The organism is Nonomuraea sp. NPDC050404 (genome assembly GCF_040655495.1).
GTDB lineage: Bacteria > Actinomycetota > Actinomycetes > Streptosporangiales > Streptosporangiaceae > Nonomuraea.
Genome location: NZ_JBFAKB010000001.1, coordinates 236,060 through 255,835, shown reverse-complemented (window position 1 = coordinate 255,835; position 19,776 = coordinate 236,060). Strand labels below are relative to the sequence as shown.

The window sequence follows — 19,776 nt, the reverse complement described above, 5'->3', positions numbered from 1 at the left end:
CTCGCGCGTCACCGTCGGAACGCCTCCGCGCCTGGAGTTTCGCCTCCACGGGAAGCGTGCCGCACAGCGTGTTCCAGTGAAAGTTTCAGATATGACGGTCAGTAAATTGCGAAGAAGATGATGTTAAGTTTCTGCTCTCCAGGGGAACCAGATACACTGCTTTCAATGGTTACTTGGCCCGAACCCCGAGCGCGTGCACCGTGGCAGGACGCGCACTTCATCGGCGGCCATCCTGCGCTGGACCTGACGAACACGGTGTTCAACCGGGCTCGCCCGGTGCCGGACAACGAGCTGTTGAAGACCCCGGCCGATGTGCTGACCTGGTGCGAGTCCGTCGGGCTCGTCGAGGAGGCACCGGCTGGGTCCGCGCATGATCTGGCGGCTCAGGTGCGATCCGTTCGCGAGCACACCTGGGCGGTGTTCGACGCCGTGTCACGTGGGCAGGCCATGGCCGGCGCCTCGCTCGGCGCGCTGCTGGAGCGGAGCGGGACGGGCCTGCGCACGGGTCTCCTGCGCGAGGTCGATGCCCGTCTGGACGGCATCGTCGCCGACTGGGCCGCCCCGGGAGCGATACCGGCGGCGTTGTCGCTGCTGTCGGTGCATGCCGCGTTCACGCTGCCCGCCGGGCGGGTCCGTACGTGCGCGCGCTGCGGCTGGTTGTTCCTGGACTCCTCCCGGGGCGGGCGCCGTCGATGGTGCAGCATGAGCACCTGCGGGAACCGGGAAAAGGCGAGCCGCCATCGCCAGGTGGCCGCGCGCTGACCCGGGGCCGGCAGATCGGCGCATGATCGGGCGGTCCCTTTCGCGGGCGCGCGACCTCCGTGAACCCGCGGCGAGGTTGCCAAGTCGGCGATCGCCGAGCCGTCGTTAGTCAGGATTACTGCCCAACCCCACCCGGTCACGAGTTGATGTCGTCCCTTGACCCGCTGGAAATGAGAATTTATGGTCCCTTCAAAGTTAGGAAGAGTTACTAACTTCGCGGGCATAGGAGAAATCTCGTGCGCTTCGTCCCCCTCGCGGCGGCCGCGTTACTGGCCCTGTCGCTGACCGCCTGCACCGCGGGCGAACAGGCGCCCTCGCTCGGCGCCCGCCCCACCACGACCGGCAGCGAACCGGCGGCCGCCGCCCTGCCCGCCGCCACGCTGGAGTTGTGGCACGGCTTCTCCACCGACGCCGAGACCAACGCGTTCGAGGCGGCGATCGCGGGCTTCACCGGCAAACACCCGCAGATCAAGGTGAACGCGAAGAAGGCCGTACAGGACGACCAGATCACCGCGGCCATCCGCGGCGGCAAGGCCCCCGACGTGGCCGCCTCGTTCACCACCGACAACGTCGCCCAGTGGTGCAGGTCGGGCGCCTTCCAGGACCTCACCCAGGTCATCGGGCTGGACGGCATCGACCTGAGCGTGCTGCCCGAGGCGTCGCGCTCCTACACCGAGTTCGAGGGCAGGCGGTGCACGATGCCGCTGCTGGCCGACGCCTACGGCCTCTACTACAACAAGGCCCTGATGAAGGGCAACGAGCCGCCCAAAACGCTGAGCGAGCTGACCGAGCTGACCAAGAAACTCACCGTCCGCGACCCGGACGGCACCATCAAGGTCGCCGGCTTCATCCCCAGCTTCCAGTACTACGAGAACTCCCCCTCCCACCTCGGCCCGATGGTCGGCGCCAAGTGGTATAACCAGGACGGCACCTCGGCCATCGGCTCCGACCCGGCCTGGAAGCAGCTGCTGACCTGGCAGAAGGAACTCGTCGACTGGTACGGCTACGCCAACCTGGAGAAGTTCCGCAAGGGCCTGGGCGACGAGTGGGGCTCCGAGCACCCCTTCTTCGAGGGCAAGGTCGCGATGGCCGTGGACGGCGAGTGGCGCAACGCCATGATCGCCGCCGACCCCAAGGCGAAGTCGATGGACTACGGCACTGCGCCGCTGCCCGTCGCCGACGACAAGCCCGACCTGTACGGCAGCGGCTTCACCGCCGGCACGGTGATCGGGGTGCCCAAGGGCGCCAAGCACCCGCAGCACGCCTGGGAGCTGATCAAGCACCTCACCACCGACACCGACTCGCTGGTGACGCTGTCGAACGCGCTGCGCAACGTGCCCACCACCAAGGCCGCCATGGAGTCCCCGAAGCTGGCCAAAGACGATAATTTCGCGACTTTTCTGGACATCTTCGCTCACCCGAAGACCTCGACCCTGCCGGCCAGCGTCAACAGCGTCTTCAACCAGGATGCCTTCTCCACCTTCCTCATCCAGTGGGAGAAGGGGGCGGTCAAGGACCTCCAGGCCGGGCTGACCGGCGTGGACAAGCGGATCAACGACAAGCTGAAGCTCTCCGGAGGCTGACGATGGCCTCCACCCACGCCGCGCCGCCGCACTGGCGGCGCAGCGAGGGCGCCCGCGCCCTCGTCTGGCTGGCCCCGTGGATCGCCGGGGTGCTGGTCTTCTTCTGCTACCCGCTGCTGGCGACGGTCTACTTCTCCTTCCACCGCTACGACCTGTTCACCCTGGAGTTCATCGGGCTGGACAACTGGCGCTACGCCTTCGCCGACGAGCGCGTGTACCAGTCGGCCAGGAACACCCTGTGGCTGGTGGCCTTCATGGTCCCGGCGCAAGTGTTGTTCGCGCTCGGCGTGGCCCAGCTGCTCACCAAGATCAAGTCAGGCGCCGGCGTGCTGCGGACGATCTTCTACCTGCCCTCGCTGGTGCCGGCCGTGGCGGGCACGGTCGCCTTCGTCTACCTGCTCAACCCGGCGACGGGCCCCGTCAACCAGCTCCTCGCCCTGGTCGGCATCACCGGCCCCGACTGGTTCGGCAGCGCGGCCTGGGCCAAGCCCAGCCTCACCCTGCTCGCCGTCTGGGGCGTGGGCAACACCATGATGATCTTCCTGGCCGCGCTGCTCGACGTGCCCAGGCACCTGTACGAGGCGGCCGCGATCGACGGCGCGGGCGCCTGGCGGCAGTTCCGCAGCGTCACGCTGCCGACGATCTCGCCGGTGCTGATGTTCTCCGCGATCACCGGGGTGATCTACGCCGTGCAGTACTTCGCCCAGGCCATGATCGCCTCCCGGGTCGCCTCGGGCGCGACCGACTCGGCGGGCAGCACCTTCACCCCCGGCTACCCGGACGGCTCACTGCTCACCCTGCCCCAGCACCTGTTCCACACCGGGTTCCGCGACTGGTCGATGGGGCTCGCCTGCGTGCACGCGCTGCTGCTGTTCGCCGTGTCGATGCTCTTCACACTGATCCTGCTGCGCCGGTTCGGCCGGGCGGAGGTGGACGCGTGACCGCCACCGTCACCGCGCGCCCCCGTACCGCCAGGACCATGCCCACTGTACGGCGGCGCCGGCGCGGCCTGATGTGGATCGCCCGGCACGCGATAGCCGTCGCGCTGGCGATCATGTTCCTCGGCCCGGTCGTCTTCGTGGCGCTGACCGCCCTGATGACCGACGAGCAGGCGCTGACCAGCGACCTGTGGCCGCGGACCTGGAACTGGGCCAACTTCGGGGTCGTCCTCGCCCGGTCGCAGCTGCTCACCTGGACGTTCAACACGTTCGTGTACGCCGGCCTGGCGACGGTGTTCATGCTGGTGTCGTCGATCCCGGCGGCCTACGCCCTGGCCCGCTTCCGGTTCCGTGGCAGGAAGCTCGCCTTCCTGGTGGTGATCAGCACCATGATGCTGCCGCCGCAGGTCGTCGCGGTGCCGATCTACCTGATCTGGGCCCGGTTCGACCTCACCGACTCACTCTGGCCGCTGATCGTCCCGATGCTCTTCGGCGACGCGTTCTCGATCTTCCTGCTGCGCCAGTTCCTGATCACCATCCCGCGCGACTACACCGACGCCGCGCGTGTGGACGGCTGCTCCGACGTGCGCATCCTGTTCACCGTCATCCTCCCGATGGCCAGGCCGGCGATCGCGGCGGTCGCGCTGTTCTCCTTCTTCTACTGCTGGAACGACTACTACGGCCCGCTGCTCTACGCCGGGGTCGACCAGGAGGGCTGGACGTTGTCGCTCGGGCTGGCCACCTTCAAGGCCCTGCACAGCGTGCAGTGGAACCTCACCATGGCGGCCACCCTGCTGGTGACCGCGCCGGTGATCATCGTCTTCTTCCTCGCCCAGCGGGTCTTCATCGAGGGCGTGACTCTCACGGGGGTGAAAGGGTGAAACTCGCCGTGATCGGGGGCGGCTCGACGTACACGCCCGAGCTGATCGACGGGTTCGCGCGGCTGCGCGAGGAGCTGCCGCTGACCGAGATCGCGCTGGTGGACCCGGCGGGCGACCGCAGGCGGCCGGTCGCGGGTATGGCGCGCCGGATGCTCGCCCGCGCCGGGCACCCGGCGGTCGTCACCGCGACGGCCGACCTGGCCGAGGGGGTGGCGGGCGCGGACGCCGTCCTGCTGCAACTGCGCGTGGGCGGGCAGGCCGCCCGCGAGGTGGATGAGACGCTGCCCCTGCGCTGCGGCTGCGTCGGCCAGGAGACCACCGGCGCCGGCGGGCTCGCCAAGGCGCTGCGCACGGTCCCGGTGGTCCTGGAGATAGCCGACACGGTACGGCGGCTCGCGCCCGGCGCCTGGATCATCGACTTCACCAACCCGGTGGGCATCGTGACCAGGGCGCTGCTCGACGCTGGGCACCGGGCGATCGGCCTGTGCAACGTGGCGATCGGCTTCCAGCGCCGGTTCGCCGCCCACCTCGGCGTCGAGCCGGCGAGGCTGTCACTCGGTCACGTCGGGCTCAACCATCTGAGCTGGGAACGCTCGGTCCACCTGGACGGCGTGGACGTGCTGCCCCGGCTGATCGCCGGGCACGGCAAGGAGATCGCCGCCGACCTCGGGCTGCCGACCGAGCTGGTCGAGCGGCTGGGCGCGGTGCCGTCCTACTACCTGCGTTACTTCTACGCCCACGATCTCGTCGTGGCCGAGCAGCAGGTCTCGCCGTCCCGCGCGGCCGAGGTCGCGGCGATGGAGACCGAACTGCTCGGGCTCTACGCCGATCCGGCGGTGGACACCAAGCCCGAACTGCTCGCCAGGCGCGGCGGCGCGTACTACTCCGAGGCGGCGGTCGCGCTGATCGCCTCGCTGGCCGGTGACCGGGGCGACGTCCAGATCGTCAACACGCGCAACAACGGCACCCTGCCCTTCCTGTCCCGCGACGCGGTCATCGAGGTCCCCGCCCGGATCAGCGCGGCCGGGGCGGCGCCGCTGCCGGTCGAGCCCGTCGAGCCGCTCTACGCCGGGCTGATCGCGCACGTGTCGGCGTACGAAGAGCTGGCGCTTCTGGCGGCCGTGCACGGCGGGGCGGACCGGGTCCGCGACGCGCTGCTCGCGCATCCCCTGGTCGGCCAGGAGCACCTGGCCGGGGAGCTCGCCGGGCTGCTCATCGAGGCCAACCGCCCGCATCTGCCCTGGGCGGTCGCCGGGTGAGGACCGTACTCGCGGTGGACGGGGGCAACAGCAAGACCCACCTCGCGCTGGTGACCGAGGACGGCGAGGTGATCGCCACCGGCGCCGCCGGGCCGTTCGTCCCGCACAGCGTCGGGGTGAGCGCGGCGGCGGACGTCGTGGCACGGGCGGCGGGTACGCTGCTCGGCGGCGCGGCCCCGCCCTGCGCCGACGTGATGGCCGCCTACCTGGCCGGGGCCGACTTCCCCGAAGAGGAGGCGGCGCTGCGCGCGGAACTCGCCGCGCGCGGCTGCGCCAAGGAGGTGTCCGTGGCCAACGACACCTTCGCCGTGTTGCGCGCGGGCGCGTCCAGGCCGTGGGGCGTCGCCGTGGTGTGCGGGGCGGGCATGAACGCGGCCGGCGTCTCGCCCACCGGGCAGACCGCGCGTTTCCCCGCGCTCGGCAGGATGAGCGGCGACTGGGGCGGGGGAGAGGAACTCGCCGACGAGATCCTCTGGCACGCCGCGCGGGCCGAGGACGGACGCGGCCCGGCGACCGCGCTGACCGGGCTGGTGAAGTCGCACTTCGGCGTGGCCGGCGTGACGGAGCTGATCCTCGCCCTGCACGCCGGCGAGGTGGACCGGGCCCGGCTGCACGAACTGGTGCCTGGCCTGTTCGCGGTCGCCGCCGAGGGGGACGCCGCGGCGTCCGCCCTGGTCGAACGGCAGGCGGCGGAGGTCGCCGTGATGGCCGAGGTCTGCCTGCGCCGCCTGGACCTGCTGTCCACCTCGGTCGAGGTCGTCCTCGGCGGGGGAGTGCTCACCGCCGGGGATCCCACGATGCTCGGCCTGATCGAGGCCGCCCTCGCCGCGGTGGCGCCGCGCGCCGGCCTGGTCGTCGCCGCCCTGCCTCCCGTGGCGGGCGCCGCCCTGGCCGGCCTGGACCTGCTCGGCGCGGCGGACAGCGCCCGAGCCCGCGTACGTGACCACTTCAGGAGGAGCGCATGAAAAGGTTGATCCCGGCCGCCCTGACGCTGGCGCTGCTGACCACGGGGAACGTGGCCCTGGCCGACTCGGCCGCGCCCGGCTTCATCCGGGTGGACCAGGTGGGCTTCGCGTCCGCCGAGACCAAGCACGCCTACCTGATGACCTCCGGCGCCGCCGGCCGCTTCAGCGTGGTCGACGGCCGTGGCCGGGAGGTCCTCGCGGGCAAGGCGGGCCGCGATCTCGGCACCTGGAACGCCCGCTACCCGCACGTCTACGACCTGGACCTGACCCGGCTGCGTACACCGGGCAACTACCGGATCAAGGCGGGCGCGGTGACCTCGCCGACTTTCGAGGTGACCCCCGCCGGACTGCCGGCCGCCCCCGCGCGCAAGGTGGTGGACTTCTTCGGCCTCCAGCGCGACGGCGCGGCGACCAGGGGTGGTCCGAGCCACCTGAACGACCGGGCCGCCTCGGTCTATGCCTGGCCCGAGTTCACCGGTCCGGACACCGACCAGATCAAGGGCGGCCTGACCAGGATCGGCGGCCCGGTGGACGTCGAGGGCGGCTGGTTCGACGCGGGCGACTACCTCAAGTTCACCCACATCCTGTCCTACGTGGACACCCTGCTGTGGGCCGCGGAACGGGACGGCGCGCCCGTCCCGAATTTGCGCGACGAGGCCGCCCACGGCCTGCGATACCTCGACAAGATGTGGGACGAGCGGACCAGGACGCTCTACATCCAGGTCGGCATCGGCGCGGGCGACGAAGCGGGCACCTTCTACGGTGACCACGACATCTGGCGGCTGCCGCAGGCCGACGACGGCGACACGGGCGACGGACGCCAGTTCATCCGGCACCGGCCGGTGTTCCGCGCCGCCGACCCCGGCGAGCCGATCAGCCCGAACCTGGCCGGCCGCACCGCCGCCGCGTTCGCGCTCGCCGCCCAGCTGGAGCCGTCCCGCGCGCGGGCCGCGAAACTGCTGGACAAGGCCGCCTCCGTCTACGCCATGGCGAAGACCACCGGCGTCGGGCAGCTCGTGACCTCGCTCCCGCACGCCTTCTACCCCGAGAGCGTCTGGCGCGACGACATGGAACTGGGCGGCGCGCAACTCGCCCTGGCCGCGCAGCGCCTCGGCGACCCGCGCGCCGGCCGGTGGCTGGCCCAGGCCGCGCACTGGGCCGCCGAGTACCTGAAGGAGGAGGGCGGCGACACGTTCAACCTGTACGACGTGAGCGCACTCGCGCACACCGACCTCATCAAGGCGATGCGCCGAGCGGGGACGGGCGGCCATGCCGTGTCCGAGACCGACCTGGTCGCCGGGCTGCGCGCGCAACTGGAGATCGGCAACCGGCGCGCCGCCGCCGACCCCTTCCGCGCCGGGGCGAAGTACGACGAGTTCGACTCGGTGCCGCACGCCTTCGGCCTGGCCGCCACCTCGCGGCTGTACCGGTCGGTGACCGGCGACCGCTCCTACGACGCCTTCGGCACCGGCCAGCGGAACTGGGCGCTGGGCGCGAACCCGTGGGGCGTCTCGTTCGTCGCCGGGGCCGGCCAGAACTCGATCGCCTGCCCGCACCACCAGGTCGCCAACATCACCGGCAGGCCCGCCACGGGCGCGGTGGTGAACGGCCCCAACAGCGCCGGGTTGTTCGAGGGCGGCCTCGGCGGCCACTTCGAGGAGATGCCGCCGTGCCCGCCCGGCGGGGTGGACCGGTACGAGGAGTTCACCGGGCGGGGCAGCCGCTTCGTGGACGACGTCCGTTCCTGGCAGGCGTCCGAGCCGGCCGACGACTTCGCGGCCGTCGCCCTGTACGCTCTGACCCTGATGTCGCGGTGAGCGCTGTCGCGGAGGTGACGTGAAGACCCCCCAGCCCGGGACGGAGACCCCCCTTCCCGGGACGCCGAGCCTGATGCGGGCGATCAACGATCGCACCGCCCTGCGGGTCCTGCTGGAGCGTGGCCCGCTGACGCGTCCCGAGATCGGCGAGCTGACCGGCCTGTCCAAGCCGACGGCGTTCCAGCTGCTGGCCCGCCTCCAGGAGGCGGGCCTGGTGGTCGGCGACGGGGTCAGGGCGGGGCAGCCCGGCCGTACGGCGGAGACCTACCGGATCAACCCGGCCGCCGCGTACGTAGCCGCCCTCGACGTCACGCAGGACCAGATCGGCGTCCAGGTGGCCGACATCACCGGCGAGATCCGCGGCGAGCACACGCTCCCCGCCCCCGGCGGCCCGCCAGGCCCGCTGATCGACCGGCTCCGGGCGGCCATCGCCGGGGCCGGGGCGCCGGGACCGCTGCGCAGGGTGGTGATCGGCGTGCAGGGCGCCGTCGATCCCACCACCGGCGCCCTGTGCTACGCCACCGACGAGGATCTGCCCGGCTGGCGGATTCCCGGCCTGCTGCCCGCACTGAGCGCCGGGCTCGGCACGGCCGTCGCCGTGGAGAACGACGTCAACCTGGTCGCGCTGGCCGAGCAGGCGCGAGGCGCGGCGGCCGGCTGCCCCGACTTCGTGCTGCTGTGGGCCGACGAGGGGCTGGGGTCGGCCCTGGTGATCGGCGGGCGGCTGCACCGGGGCTTCTTCGGCGGCGCGGGCGAGGTCGGCTACATGCCCACCCCCGGCGCGGCGACGGCCCGCGATGCCGGCCGCTTCGGCCGCCACGGCTACCAGGCCCTGGTCGGCGGCCCCGCGGTGCTCGACCTGCTGCGTACCTACGGGGTGGACGCGCCCGACTTCCGGCAGGCGGTGACGGCCGCGGCCACCCTCGCCACGCAGGGCGCGGGGCGGCCGGCCGAGGAGGCGGCCGCCGGGCTCCGGCTGGTGGCCGCCCGGCTCGCCGTGGGCCTGGCGGCCATCGCGTCGGTCGTCGATCCCGGCCTCATCGTGCTCGCCGGCGGGCTGATGTCCGCGGGCGGCGAGCACCTGCGCGACCTGGTCGAGCGGGAGTTGTACGCGCTCACCCACTCCCACCCCCGGGTACGCCTGTCGGCCCTCGCGGGCAACCCGGTGCTCGCCGGCGCGATGGACCTCGCCCTGGCCACCGTCCGCGACGAGGTCTTCGGCGGCGTCGTCCGACCATGACCTCTCACCGGCCGCCGAGGCCGCTGGTCGCGATCCCGCGGATGAGATGTTTCTGCAGGATGATGAGCAGCGCCGCGCTGGGCGCCATGGAGATCACGGAGGCGGCCATGACGAGGTTCCACTGGCTGCCCTGCTGACCGAAGAAGAGTTGCAGGCCCAGCGGCACGGTGCCGAACTCGTCCACCGAGTTGATGATGATCAGCGGCCACAGGAAACTGTTCCAGTAGCCGATGAACGTGAAGACCGCCAGCACCGCGAGCGCGGGCCTGACCAGCGGCATCAGGATGCTGGTGAAGATCCGCACCGACCCCGCGCCGTCGATGCGGGCGCTCTCGGAGATCTCTTCCGGGATGGTCAGGAAGAACTGGCGCAACATGAACGTGCCGAACGCGGTGAACGCCCAGGGAAAGATCAGCGCCTGGAAGGAGTCCACCCAGCCGAACCAGCGCATCAGGATGAACATCGGCACGACCAGGACTTCCTGGGGGATCATCAGCGTGGCCAGGAAGACCAGGAACACGCCGTTGCGACCGCGCCAGCGCAGCCGCGAGAAGGCGTACGCCGACATGGCCGACGACACCAGCACCACGACGGTGCCGACGACGGCCACGGCGAGCCCGTTGAGCACGAACCGCCCGAACGGCAGGTAGGCCAGCGCCTCGCTGTAGTTCTCCCACCGGAACACCGATCCGAACAGGCTCGGCGGCGACCCGAACACCTCGTCGGCGCGCTTGAACGACGTGGCCACCATGTACACCAGCGGCGCCAGGAACGCGGCGGCCACCAGGTAGAGCGCGATGTGCGAGATGACCAGCTTGACGCGCCGGACCGCGTGATCAGACACGTGATCAGACATCGTAGTTCACCCACCTGCGCTGGCCGGCGAACTGCACCGCGGTCACGCCCAGGATCAGCACGAACACGATCCAGGCCCCGGCGGACGCGAGCCCGAACTGATAGATCGAGAACCCCTTGTCGTAGACGAACATCATGAGCGTCTGGGTGTCCATGCCGGGCCCTCCGCCGGTCATCAGGAACGGCTGGGTGAAGACCTGGAAGGAGGTGATGAGCGTCATGGTCGAGGCGAAGAACAGCGCCGGGGAGATCATCGGCAGCATGATGCGGAAGAACTGCCGCCACGGTCCCGCGCCGTCGATCTGCGCCGCCTCCAGGAGGTGCCGCGGGATGGCGTCCAGCGCGGCCGAGAAGACCAGCATGTTGTAGCCGAATCCCTGCCACACGCTCATCGCGACGACGGCGAACATGGCCCAGCCCTGCTCGCCGAGGAAGTTCGGCGCGTGCACGCCGGTGGCGGCGTACAACGAGCCGTCGATGAGCCCGTTCGGCTGGTAGATCATCCGCCAGACGATCGCGTTGGCCACCATCGGCGTGACCACGGGCAGGAAGAACACCACCCGCAGCACCTTGCGGCCCTTGATCCGCGGTCCGATCCACACCGCCAGCCCCACCGACACGATGAGGTTGAGCGGCAGGTAGAGGACCACGAACAGCAACGTGTTGAGCAGCGCCCGCACGAACACGGGATCGGTGAACAACGTCGCGAAGTTCTGCAGCCCGGTGAAGGTGCGCTCACCTACCGCGGGCCACTGGAAGAAGGCCATCACCAGGGACAACACGATCGGGAAGAGGGTGAACAGGGTCAACCCGATCAGGCTGGGCCCGGCGAAGAAGGCCGCGGCCCGCCCGTCGCGGCGCAGCCGCCGGGGTCTGACATCGTCGTGCACGCCGCCCCCTACGCCGGTGCCTGCTGCTGCACCTGGCTGAGTACGTCGGCCGCCGTGGACTGCCCGTTGAAGGCCTGGATCCCGTACTGGGCCAGCAGCTTCTCCACCGGATCCCAGTTGCGGGTCGCCCTGAACGGCTTCGCGGAGGCGTTGGCGGCGTCGATGACGGGCTTGGCGCCCTCGAAGGCGTTGTCGTACCACTTGTCCTGTTCGGACTTGCGCGCCGGATAGGCGCGCCCGACCGAGGCGAGTTGCCCGAGCACCTCGGCGCTGGTCATCGTGCTGACGGCCTGGAACGCCTCGTCCGGGTACGGGCAGGACTGGGAGATGCCGAAGCCGGAACCGGCCGAGTAGCTCTTGGTCCCGTCGGGGCCGGCGGGGATGGTGGCCAGCCCCACGTCGAACTTGGCCTGCGCCTTGAGCTCCAGGACGGACCAGGGGCCGTTCACCGACATCGCCACGGCGCCGCTGAGGAACTGGGTCTCGGCCCAGTTGTTGTTCACGCCGGGCACCTTGGGCGCCACCCCCTGCTTGGCGACCAGGTCCGCGTACCACTGGAAGCCGGTCTTCATCGGCTCAGAGGTGAGGGTGAGCTTGCCGGAGGCGTCCATCGGCTCCGCCGCGCCCGTCTTGGACATGATCATCGAGAACATGCCCAGGGCCGAGGGGTAGGCCACGAACCCGTGCTTGCCGCCGGTGGTCAGCTTCTTGGCGGCCGCCTCGAATTCGGCCACGCTCCAGCCGACCTTCGGCGCCGGCACGCCGGCCGCCTTGAACAGGTCCTTGTTGTAGGTGATGATCAGCGACCCGAGGTCGTAGGGCAGCGCATACTGTTTGCCGCCCGACGCCAGCCCGGCCATGATCGAGGAGTCGAAGTCGGCGGTGTCCAGGTTGTTCTTCTTGATCAGGTCGTCAAGGGGACGCATGCCGCTGACGTAGCCGCCCGTACGCAGGCTCTGCATGGAGACGATGCACGCGGCGCTGCCGCCGGCCAGCCGGGTGCCGAGTTTGGTGAAGTAGTCGTTGAACGGTGACGTCTCAAGTGTGATCTTGATGTTCGGGTATTTCTGGGTGACCTGGTCGGCCACCTTCTGCCAGGCGTTCCGGTCCTCGGTTCCGGACGCCCACATCGACCAGGTGAGGGTGACGACGTCGCCCGCCTTGCTGCCGCCCGCCGACTCCTGGCCGCCACCGCCGCAACCCGCCGTCAAGCCACCCGCCATGACCATCGCCGCCGCGATCGCCAATGATCTCCGACCGCCATGTATCCGCCTGCCCATCGCAGCTCCAGTCAGTAGCTCGGGGCCCAGTGATTTGTTCGAAATTAGGCCGTTGCATTCCGTAATGTCAACGGGATCGCGTCAGGAAATATCCGATGACTGCTCGCCGTACGGCCGACCGTGGTGATCTGGCGCACACGGGGATCCCCGGCGTCGCGGGGGTCTCGGCCGCCGCCGGATCGTGCCTCGGCCCAAGCTCGCCGGCGCGCACAAGACAGCCCTTAATGATGGCCTTGACCTGCGAATATTCGCCAGGTCGGCCGGTCGGCGGAGAAGCTCACGCATAGAGGCTGCCGCGACCATCGTCCTACGGGCGCGGCCGACTGTACAGGGCCTGATGGTCGGATGACCACATCCGATGTATCTTCCCCGGTGCCGCACGTTCGGGCAGCGTCGCGTTCGAGAGCGTCAGCGCCCTGGGTCGTCACCGCGTCCGGGCTCGCGGACGGTCGGGCCGGGGAAAGCGCGGCTACCACACGATATTCCCGGCGTATTCCAAGGTGCTGCCGGCGTGCGAAAGGATCCGCCATCAGAATGATCTGTGCGGAAAGGGCAGGAAGTCCATGAAGAAGCTATCCAAATTCGCCGCGGTGAGCCTCGGCGTCGTGACCGCGAGCGTCGTTCTCACGCAGCCCGCGTCCGCGGCCAACTACAGCTGGAATGTCGGCGACGGGACCATCACCTACACCGACAGCTCCAACACGCTCTGCGTGCGCGCCTTCGACACCGGGGGCGCCCGTCAGGTGACCACGAACCTCTTCTGGTCGGACAAGAACAACTACTACGGTGACCCCGGCTCCTCCTGCGGGATCGTGGCCGGCCGCGAGCTGCCCGAGGGCACCAGAATCGTCATTCACGTCAGGACCTACTGGGGCGAGCGCGGCACCTGGGTGTCCAAGGGGAACAAGACCTTCTACCGGTAATTGTTTCCGGCCGGGCGCGGGGGCGCCTGGCCCATGTCCCGAGTGCCGGAATGGTCATTCCTGGGAAAAGCCCGTGCTCTCCCGAAATGCCAGCCGATGCGGCACGCACACCTCGTGCGCGAGGTCCGTCCCGCCATTCAGCCCCTCGGCCAGCAATTCCACCGCCGACTGCGCGATCAGCGCCTTGTCCGGCGCCACGGTCGACAATGTGGGAGTGGCGAACCGGCCGTCCTGGATGTCGTCGAACCCGATCACCGATACGTCGCCCGGCACCTCGTACCCGCGCTTGAGCAGCGTCCGCAGGGCGCCCAGCGCGAGTGTGTCGTTGAAGCAGAAGACCGCGTCCGGCGCGCCGGAGTCGAGCAGATGGCTCATGGCCTCGGCGCCGTCGGCGCGTTCCCAGCGTGTGACGGGCGCGACCAGTGACGGGTCGGCGGGGATGCCGGCCTCGGCGAGCGCCTGCCGGTAGCCCTTCAGGCGCAGGCGGCCCGTCACGGCGGCGGCCGTGCGCTGCACGCCGATGGCGGCGATCCTGCGCCCGCCGCGCCCGGCCAGATGCAGGGTGGCCTCCCGCGCGGCGGCCACGTTGTCGATGCCGACGTGATCGTAGGGTGAGCGGCCCGTTCCGATGCGCTCCCCGAGCAGCACCATCGGCGTACGCCTGTCGCGCCCGGCCAGATCCTTGCCCGTGAGCGCGAGCGGGCTGAACAACAACCCGTCGATGAGGTGGTCGCGGATCCCGGAGACCACCACGCGTTCCTTGGCCCGGTCGCCCTGGGTCTGGTCGATGAGCACGGTCCAGCCCTGCCGGTCGGCCGCCTCGATGATGTTCGTGGCCAGTTCGGCGAAGTAGGGGTTGTGCAGGTCGGGGACCGCCAGCGCGATCACGCCGGAGCGGCCCGCGCGCAGGTTGCGCGCCGACAGGTTCGGCCGGTAGGAGAGCTCGGCTATCGCCGCCTCCACCCGGGCCCGCGTCGCGTCGCTGACGTGCGGAAAGTCGTTGACCACGTTGGACACGGTCTTGATGGACACCCCGGCCAGTTCGGCGACATCCTTCAGCCTCGGCCGCACCATGCCCCCTTCGCGATGGAACCCGAGTTTACAACGATGTAACGAACGGGCGCCAGACGATTTACATCGTTGCAACCAACGATGTAAAACGTCCGTAACCTCATGGGCAGGAGTGATCTGGCATGTCCCTCGACAATCTCTCCAGGCGGCGCTTACTGGGTCTGGGGCTCGGCGCGCTGGCCCTCGGCACCGCGGGTTGCGGCGGAGGAGGCGGGCCCAGGCAGGCGCAGGCGCCGGCCACCACCGCGGCCCCAACCGCGTACACCGGTCCCTCGGTCGCGCTGAAATTCTGGAACGGCTTCACCGGCGGCGACGGCCCGGTCATGAAGAAGCTGGTGGACCAGTTCAACGCCGAGCACCAGAACATCAAGGTGTCGATGAACGTCTACCAGTGGGCCGACTACTACGCGAAGGTTCCCGCGGCCGTCTCCGCGGGTCAAGGCCCTGATCTCGGCATCATGCACGTGGACAGCGTCGCCACCAACGCGGCGCGGCAGGTGGTCCTGCCCCTCGACGACGTGGCCAACGCGCTCAGCCTCACCGAGGCCGACTTCTCCCCGCCGGTCTGGAAGGCCGGCGTCTACAAGGGGGCGCGCTACTCGATCCCGCTCGATGTGCACCCGCTCGGCATGTTCTACAACAAAGCGGTCATGAAGAAGGCCGGGCTCGACCCGGAGCAACCGCCCAAGACCGTCGCGGAGTACATGGCGGCGCTGGAGGAGCTGAAGAAGGCGGGCATCCAGGGGCACTGGGCCACGCCGTTCCCGTTCACCGGAAGCATGCAGTTCGGGACGCTGCTCTGCCAGCACGGCGGGCAGCTCTTCGCCGACGACGCCGGCGTCTCGCGCTTCGCCGAGGAGCCCGGCGTACAGGCCCTGACCTGGCTCGTCGACCTCGTCAACAAGGGCTACAGCCCCAAGAACGTCGGCCAGGACGCCGACTTCATCGCCCTGCAGAACGGCAAGGCCGCGTTCAACTGGAACGGCATCTGGTCCATCAACACGCTCAAGGAGATCAAGGACCTGGAGTGGGGTGTCGCGCCGCTTCCGCAGATCGGCCCGGAACCGGCGGCGTGGGCGGGCTCGCACCAGTTCGTGGTGTTCAAGCAGCGCACACCCGACCAGAACAAGCTGACCGCGGCCAAGGTGTTCATCAACTGGATCAGCGGCCACTCGCTGGAGTGGGCCAAGGGCGGCCAGGTGCCGGCCCGCAAGTCGATCCGCGAGGGCGCGGAGTTCGCGGCGCTGAAGGAGCAGGCCACGATCGGCACGCAGATCGACTACCTGTACTTCCTGCCGTCGGTGGCGGGCATCGGCGACGCCTCCGCGGTCGTCGACCAGGCGATCAACTCGGCGATCCTGCTCAAGAAGAGCCCCAAGGACGCGCTCACGGAGGCCGCGGCCAAGGCCGACAAGATCCTTGAGGCCAACCGGAAGAAGTACGGCGCCTGATGGTCGCGACCTCGGTGAAAGGGGCGGCGCGGCTGACACCGGGCCGGGAGGTGCGCGTTCCCCGGTCGGGCAAGGCCACGCCGTACCTGTTCCTGGCGCCGTACCTGATCCTGTTCCTCGTGTTCGTGCTGGCCCCGGCCCTGTTCGGGATCTGGGTGAGCCTGCACGACTGGGACTACCTGCTGGAGGGCAAGCCGTTCGTCGGCCTGGACAACTACGCGGCGCTGTTCGACGGGCAGTCGCCCGTCCACGGCGACTTCTGGATGTCGATGCGGGCGACCGGGATCTTCACGGTGTTCAGCGTGCCGTTCCTGGTCGTGTTGCCGCTCGGGGTGGCGCTGCTGCTCAACCGGCCCTTCCGGGGCAGGACGTTGTTCCGGGGGCTGTTCTTTGCGCCGTTCGTGCTGGGCGTGGCGGTGGTGTGCCTGATGTGGCGGCTGCTGCTCGACCCGAACCTGGGCCTGGTCGACTGGATTCTCGGCACGCCGATCCCCTGGACCACCGCGACGCCGTGGGCCTGGATCGCGCTGGTCGGGGTGACGGTCTGGTGGACGCTCGGGTTCAACGCGGTGATCTACCTGGCCGGGATGCAGGACATCCCGCGCGAGTTGTACGACGCGGCGAAGGTGGACGGCGCGGGGCGGTGGGGCGAGTTCGCCCACGTCACACTGCCGGGGTTGCGGCCCGTCGCGCTGTTCGTGGTGACGACCACGATCCTGGCCTCGGCGAACATGTTCGGGCAGTCGTACCTGCTGACCCAGGGGTCGCCGGGCGGGGAGACGCGGACCGCGATCATGTATATGCTCCAGCAGGGGCTCAGGGAGTACAAGATGGGCAGCGCGTCGGCCATGAGCTACCTGCTCACGCTGCTGCTCATCCTGATCAGCGTGGTCAACTTCCGGCTGTTCCGGAGCCGGTCATGAAGCGCTACACGGGCCTGCTGGCCCTCGCCGTGTTGTTCGTGGGCCCGCTGGTGTGGGCGCTGGGCGTGTCGTTCAAGTCGCAGACCGAGGCCACCCGGGTGCCGCCCACGCTGCTGCCCGCCGAGCCGACCACGACCGCGTACGGGACGGTCTTCGAGGGCACCACGGACACGCCGGTGCTGCGCTGGTTCGCCAACAGCCTCATCGCCGCCACGGCGCACATGCTGCTGGTGCTCGCGGTGGCGTCGCTGGCCGCGTACGCGCTGGCCAGGCTGGAGTTCCGCGGCAAACAACTGATGTTCGCGATGATCGTCGGCACGCTGCTGGTGCCGGGGTTCGTCTTCCTCATCCCGCAGTTCCTGATCGTCGACCGGCTCGGCTGGCTGGACAGCCTGACGGCGCTCATCGTGCCCGGCGCGGCGGGCGCGTTCGGGGTGTTCTTCCTGCGGCAGTTCTTCCTCGGGCTGCCGCGCGAGCTGGACGAGGCCGCGCTGATGGAGGGCGCCAACCACTGGCACATCTTCTGGCGGATCACGCTGCCGCTCTCGCGGCCCGCGCTGGCCACGCTGGCCGTGCTGAGCTTCCTGTCCAACTGGAACGACTTCATCTGGCCGATCTACGTGATCTTCAGCCCCGAGTACTTCACGCTGCCGCCGGGCCTGTCGATCCTGCAGGGCGCGTACACGATCCACTATCCGGTGATCATGGCGGGCGCGGTGCTGGCCAGCGTGCCCGTCCTGATCCTCTTCAGTCTCACCCAGCGGTACGTCATCGAAGGCATCTCCCGTAGCGGCCTGAAAGGCTGACACATGCACTTGGCTGTCATCGCCACGCTGATCCTCTCCCTGTTCACCAATCCGGTGTCCGGCTCCTTCTCCGACACCTTCGCCGACCCGGCGGTGATCAGGGGACAGGACGGCTACTGGTACTCCTACGGCACGTCGGACCCGCTGCGCGAAGGCGAGAAGGTCCAGCACAGGCTGCCGATCGCCCGCTCCGGCGACCTGGTCAACTGGACCTACGTGGGCGACGCGTTCGGGCCGGGCGACATGCCGCCGTACGCGGCGCCGGACAGCCTGCTCTGGGCGCCGGACATCCGTTACCTCGACGGCCGGTACGTCATGTACTTCACCGTCACCAACACCGCCACCACCCCCGCCAACTGGGACTACTCAATCGGCGCCGCCACCGCGCCCACCCCGGCCGGGCCGTGGACACACATCGACGCCCCCGTCGTCGCCCCGCGGCCCTCGGGTGACTCGTACTGGAACACGATCGACCCCTCGCAGTTCACCGACGTGGACGGGCGCAAGTACCTGTACTTCGGCGGGTTCTTCGGCGGCCTGTGGGTGACCGAGTTGTCCGCCGACGGGCTGCGCGCCACCGGGCAGCCGCAGCAGGTCGCGATCGACAACAAGTTCGAGGGCGCGTACGTGGTGCGCCGCGACGGCTACTACTACCTGCTCGGCTCCTCGGCGAACTGCTGCGCCGGGCCGACCACCGGCTACTCGGTGCGGGCCGGGCGCTCGACGAGCCCGCTCGGGCCGTTCGTCGACCGCGACGGCGTGCCGCTGCTGGCCTCACGCGCCGGCGGCACCCCCGTCCTGGACCAGAACGGCAACCGCTTCATCGGCGTCGGCCACCACGCCCAGCTCACCGACCTTTCCGGTCAGGACTGGATGCTCTACCACGCCATCGACCGAAACGACCCGTTCCTGGACGAGCCGTACGGGATCAACGAGCGGCCCATGCTGCTGGACCGGCTGGACTGGATCGACGGCTGGCCGGTCGTGCGCGCGGGGGCCGGGCCTTCCGAGCGCTCGCGGGAGACGCCGGTGACCCGCGGGGTCGTGGACGATCGGTTCGCGGGTGATCTGTCGGGCTGGCGGAACACGGGCGGCTGGAGCGTACGGGATGGGCATCTCCGTGGTCAGGGCACGCTCATCAGCCGCAGATCGCTCGGCGGGGACGTCCGCGTCGAGACCGACCTCAGAACGGACAAGAGCGCCGGAATCCGCATCGGCGGCACCACCGCGGTCGTTTCGCCGGACGGGCTGACGCTCACCTCGGGCGGCACGTCCCGTACGGTGGCGCTGCCCGGAGGGGTCACGACCTGGCACAACCTGGCCGTCACCGTCAAGGGACGGACGATCACCGCCGAGGTGACCGAGGCCCGGCTGCGTGACCCGCAGGCGAGCCTCACCGTCACCGGCCGCGCGTCCGGCCCGATCGCCCTGGTCGCCGACGGGGGAGCGGACTTCGACAACGTCTCCGCCGCCCCGCTGTTCAAGGCCGTCACCAAGGCGGCGCCGACGCCGCGCGCGGGCAGGCTGCTGGACGCCGACGAGTTCAACGGGCCGCTCGGCCCCGGCTGGACCTGGGTACGGCAGGACGCCGCGGCCAGGACCGAGGAGGGCGTGCTGCGCTGGCCCGTCCAGGGCGCCGACCTGGTCGGGACCGGCAACAAGGCGTCGGCGCTGCTGCGCTCGGCCCCCGAGGGCGACTACGTCGTGGAGACCAAGGTCACGCTCGACCTCGGCGAGGACACCGTGCGCAACCACCAGCAGGCCGGGCTGGTCGCCTACGCCTCCGACGACGACTTCGCCCGCCTGTCCCAGGTCGCCATCTGGAACACCCGCCAGGTCGAGTACGGCCGCGAACTGACCTTCGCCGACCGCCTGTCCTACGGCGGCAACATCGTCGGCCCTCCTGCCAGGACCACCTGGCTGCGGCTGGCGCACCACGTGGACCCGGTCAACGGCGAGCACGAGTTCCGCGCCGGCTCCAGCCGCGACGGCAGGACCTGGACCTGGGGCGGCGTGTGGACCTTCCCCAAGGACACGGCGGTGCGCATCGGTCTGATCGCCCACGGAGGAGCACAGCCGGCCGTCAACGCCGACTTCGACTACCTGCGCCTCTACCGAGCAGCCTGACCTGC

17 protein-coding genes are annotated in these 19,776 nt (G+C 70.0%); 13 read left to right on the top strand and 4 right to left on the bottom strand.

Going from position 1 to position 19,776, the window contains the following annotated elements:
* The first annotated feature begins 165 nt into the window (after nt 1–165).
* The 8 genes from AB0I81_RS01195 (at nt 166) to AB0I81_RS01160 (ending at nt 9,445) form a co-directional block, all read left to right on the top strand.
* Nucleotides 166–762: a CGNR zinc finger domain-containing protein gene (locus AB0I81_RS01195; RefSeq protein ID WP_360647852.1), complete on the top strand. Its 597-nt coding sequence runs from the start codon at nt 166–168 to the stop codon at nt 760–762.
* 236 nt (nt 763–998) lie between these two features.
* Nucleotides 999–2,345: an extracellular solute-binding protein gene (locus AB0I81_RS01190; protein ID WP_360647849.1), complete on the top strand. Its 1,347-nt coding sequence runs from the start codon at nt 999–1,001 to the stop codon at nt 2,343–2,345.
* A 2-nt stretch (nt 2,346–2,347) separates the two neighbouring features.
* Complete coding sequence (locus AB0I81_RS01185; protein ID WP_360647847.1) at nt 2,348–3,286, top strand: sugar ABC transporter permease; 939 nt, start codon at nt 2,348–2,350, stop codon at nt 3,284–3,286.
* Nucleotides 3,283–4,164 carry a carbohydrate ABC transporter permease gene (locus AB0I81_RS01180; RefSeq protein WP_360647844.1) on the top strand — a complete coding sequence of 294 codons (882 nt, stop codon included), beginning with the start codon at nt 3,283–3,285 and terminating at the stop codon, nt 4,162–4,164. Before AB0I81_RS01185 ends, AB0I81_RS01180 begins: the two co-directional genes overlap by 4 nt.
* Complete coding sequence (locus AB0I81_RS01175) at nt 4,161–5,423, top strand: 6-phospho-beta-glucosidase (RefSeq protein ID WP_360647841.1); 1,263 nt, start codon at nt 4,161–4,163, stop codon at nt 5,421–5,423. Before AB0I81_RS01180 ends, AB0I81_RS01175 begins: the two co-directional genes overlap by 4 nt.
* Nucleotides 5,420–6,388: a BadF/BadG/BcrA/BcrD ATPase family protein gene (locus AB0I81_RS01170; protein ID WP_360647839.1), complete on the top strand. Its 969-nt coding sequence runs from the start codon at nt 5,420–5,422 to the stop codon at nt 6,386–6,388. Before AB0I81_RS01175 ends, AB0I81_RS01170 begins: the two co-directional genes overlap by 4 nt.
* Nucleotides 6,385–8,205, top strand: a complete 1,821-nt coding sequence (locus AB0I81_RS01165; protein WP_360647836.1) for a glycoside hydrolase family 9 protein — start codon at nt 6,385–6,387, stop codon at nt 8,203–8,205. The genes AB0I81_RS01170 and AB0I81_RS01165 overlap by 4 nt, the downstream gene beginning before the upstream one ends.
* Nucleotides 8,206–8,224: 19 nt before the next feature.
* Nucleotides 8,225–9,445 carry an ROK family transcriptional regulator gene (locus AB0I81_RS01160; protein WP_360647833.1) on the top strand — a complete coding sequence of 407 codons (1,221 nt, stop codon included), beginning with the start codon at nt 8,225–8,227 and terminating at the stop codon, nt 9,443–9,445.
* A gap of 4 nt (nt 9,446–9,449) precedes the next feature.
* Here the strand turns inward: AB0I81_RS01160 and AB0I81_RS01155 are convergent, their stop codons facing one another.
* The 3 genes from AB0I81_RS01155 to AB0I81_RS01145 are packed head-to-tail and all read right to left on the bottom strand — an operon-like array spanning nt 9,450 to nt 12,437.
* Nucleotides 9,450–10,289, bottom strand: coding sequence for a carbohydrate ABC transporter permease (locus tag AB0I81_RS01155; protein ID WP_360647830.1), 840 nt, complete (start codon nt 10,287–10,289; stop codon nt 9,450–9,452).
* Between the two features lie 4 nt (nt 10,290–10,293).
* Nucleotides 10,294–11,190, bottom strand: coding sequence for a sugar ABC transporter permease (locus AB0I81_RS01150; RefSeq protein WP_360647827.1), 897 nt, complete (start codon nt 11,188–11,190; stop codon nt 10,294–10,296).
* Nucleotides 11,191–11,198: 8 nt separating this feature from the next.
* Nucleotides 11,199–12,437 carry a sugar ABC transporter substrate-binding protein gene (locus tag AB0I81_RS01145; RefSeq protein WP_360647824.1) on the bottom strand — a complete coding sequence of 413 codons (1,239 nt, stop codon included), beginning with the start codon at nt 12,435–12,437 and terminating at the stop codon, nt 11,199–11,201.
* Nucleotides 12,438–13,033: 596 nt separating this feature from the next.
* Here AB0I81_RS01145 and AB0I81_RS01140 point away from each other — a divergent pair.
* Nucleotides 13,034–13,393 carry a hypothetical protein gene (locus AB0I81_RS01140; RefSeq protein ID WP_360647821.1) on the top strand — a complete coding sequence of 120 codons (360 nt, stop codon included), beginning with the start codon at nt 13,034–13,036 and terminating at the stop codon, nt 13,391–13,393.
* A gap of 54 nt (nt 13,394–13,447) precedes the next feature.
* Here the strand turns inward: AB0I81_RS01140 and AB0I81_RS01135 are convergent, their stop codons facing one another.
* On the bottom strand, nt 13,448–14,467 hold the full coding sequence (locus AB0I81_RS01135; RefSeq protein ID WP_360647818.1) for a LacI family DNA-binding transcriptional regulator: 1,020 nt from the start codon (nt 14,465–14,467) through the stop codon (nt 13,448–13,450).
* A 119-nt stretch (nt 14,468–14,586) separates the two neighbouring features.
* Between AB0I81_RS01135 and AB0I81_RS01130 the strand changes: the two genes are divergently transcribed.
* The 4 genes from AB0I81_RS01130 to AB0I81_RS01115 are packed head-to-tail and all read left to right on the top strand — an operon-like array spanning nt 14,587 to nt 19,771.
* A complete protein-coding gene (locus AB0I81_RS01130; protein ID WP_360647815.1) occupies nt 14,587–15,915 on the top strand; it encodes an ABC transporter substrate-binding protein in 1,329 nt (442 codons plus the stop codon).
* The gene (locus AB0I81_RS01125) at nt 15,915–16,838 is read left to right on the top strand and encodes a sugar ABC transporter permease (protein ID WP_360647812.1); all 924 of its coding nucleotides are present in this window, start codon (nt 15,915–15,917) and stop codon (nt 16,836–16,838) included. The genes AB0I81_RS01130 and AB0I81_RS01125 overlap by 1 nt, the downstream gene beginning before the upstream one ends.
* Entirely contained in the window at nt 16,835–17,644 is an 810-nt protein-coding gene (locus AB0I81_RS01120) for a carbohydrate ABC transporter permease (RefSeq protein ID WP_360647809.1), read from the top strand. The genes AB0I81_RS01125 and AB0I81_RS01120 overlap by 4 nt, the downstream gene beginning before the upstream one ends.
* 3 nt (nt 17,645–17,647) lie before the next feature.
* The gene (locus tag AB0I81_RS01115) at nt 17,648–19,771 is read left to right on the top strand and encodes a family 43 glycosylhydrolase (RefSeq protein WP_360647806.1); all 2,124 of its coding nucleotides are present in this window, start codon (nt 17,648–17,650) and stop codon (nt 19,769–19,771) included.
* Nucleotides 19,772–19,776: the final 5 nt, after the last annotated feature.

Excerpts from the sequence above, each read along its gene's own strand:
- AB0I81_RS01195 (WP_360647852.1), top strand. The coding sequence starts at position 166 with ATGGTTACTTGGCCCGAACCCCGAGCGCGTGCACCGTGGCAGGACGCG.
- AB0I81_RS01185 (WP_360647847.1), top strand. The coding sequence starts at position 2,348 with ATGGCCTCCACCCACGCCGCGCCGCCGCACTGGCGGCGCAGCGAGGGC.
- AB0I81_RS01165 (WP_360647836.1), top strand. The coding sequence starts at position 6,385 with ATGAAAAGGTTGATCCCGGCCGCCCTGACGCTGGCGCTGCTGACCACG.
- AB0I81_RS01140 (WP_360647821.1), top strand. The coding sequence starts at position 13,034 with ATGAAGAAGCTATCCAAATTCGCCGCGGTGAGCCTCGGCGTCGTGACC.
- AB0I81_RS01135 (WP_360647818.1), bottom strand. The coding sequence starts at position 14,467 with ATGGTGCGGCCGAGGCTGAAGGATGTCGCCGAACTGGCCGGGGTGTCC.
- AB0I81_RS01130 (WP_360647815.1), top strand. The coding sequence starts at position 14,587 with ATGTCCCTCGACAATCTCTCCAGGCGGCGCTTACTGGGTCTGGGGCTC.
- AB0I81_RS01125 (WP_360647812.1), top strand. The coding sequence starts at position 15,915 with ATGGTCGCGACCTCGGTGAAAGGGGCGGCGCGGCTGACACCGGGCCGG.
- AB0I81_RS01120 (WP_360647809.1), top strand. The coding sequence starts at position 16,835 with ATGAAGCGCTACACGGGCCTGCTGGCCCTCGCCGTGTTGTTCGTGGGC.
- AB0I81_RS01115 (WP_360647806.1), top strand. The coding sequence starts at position 17,648 with ATGCACTTGGCTGTCATCGCCACGCTGATCCTCTCCCTGTTCACCAAT.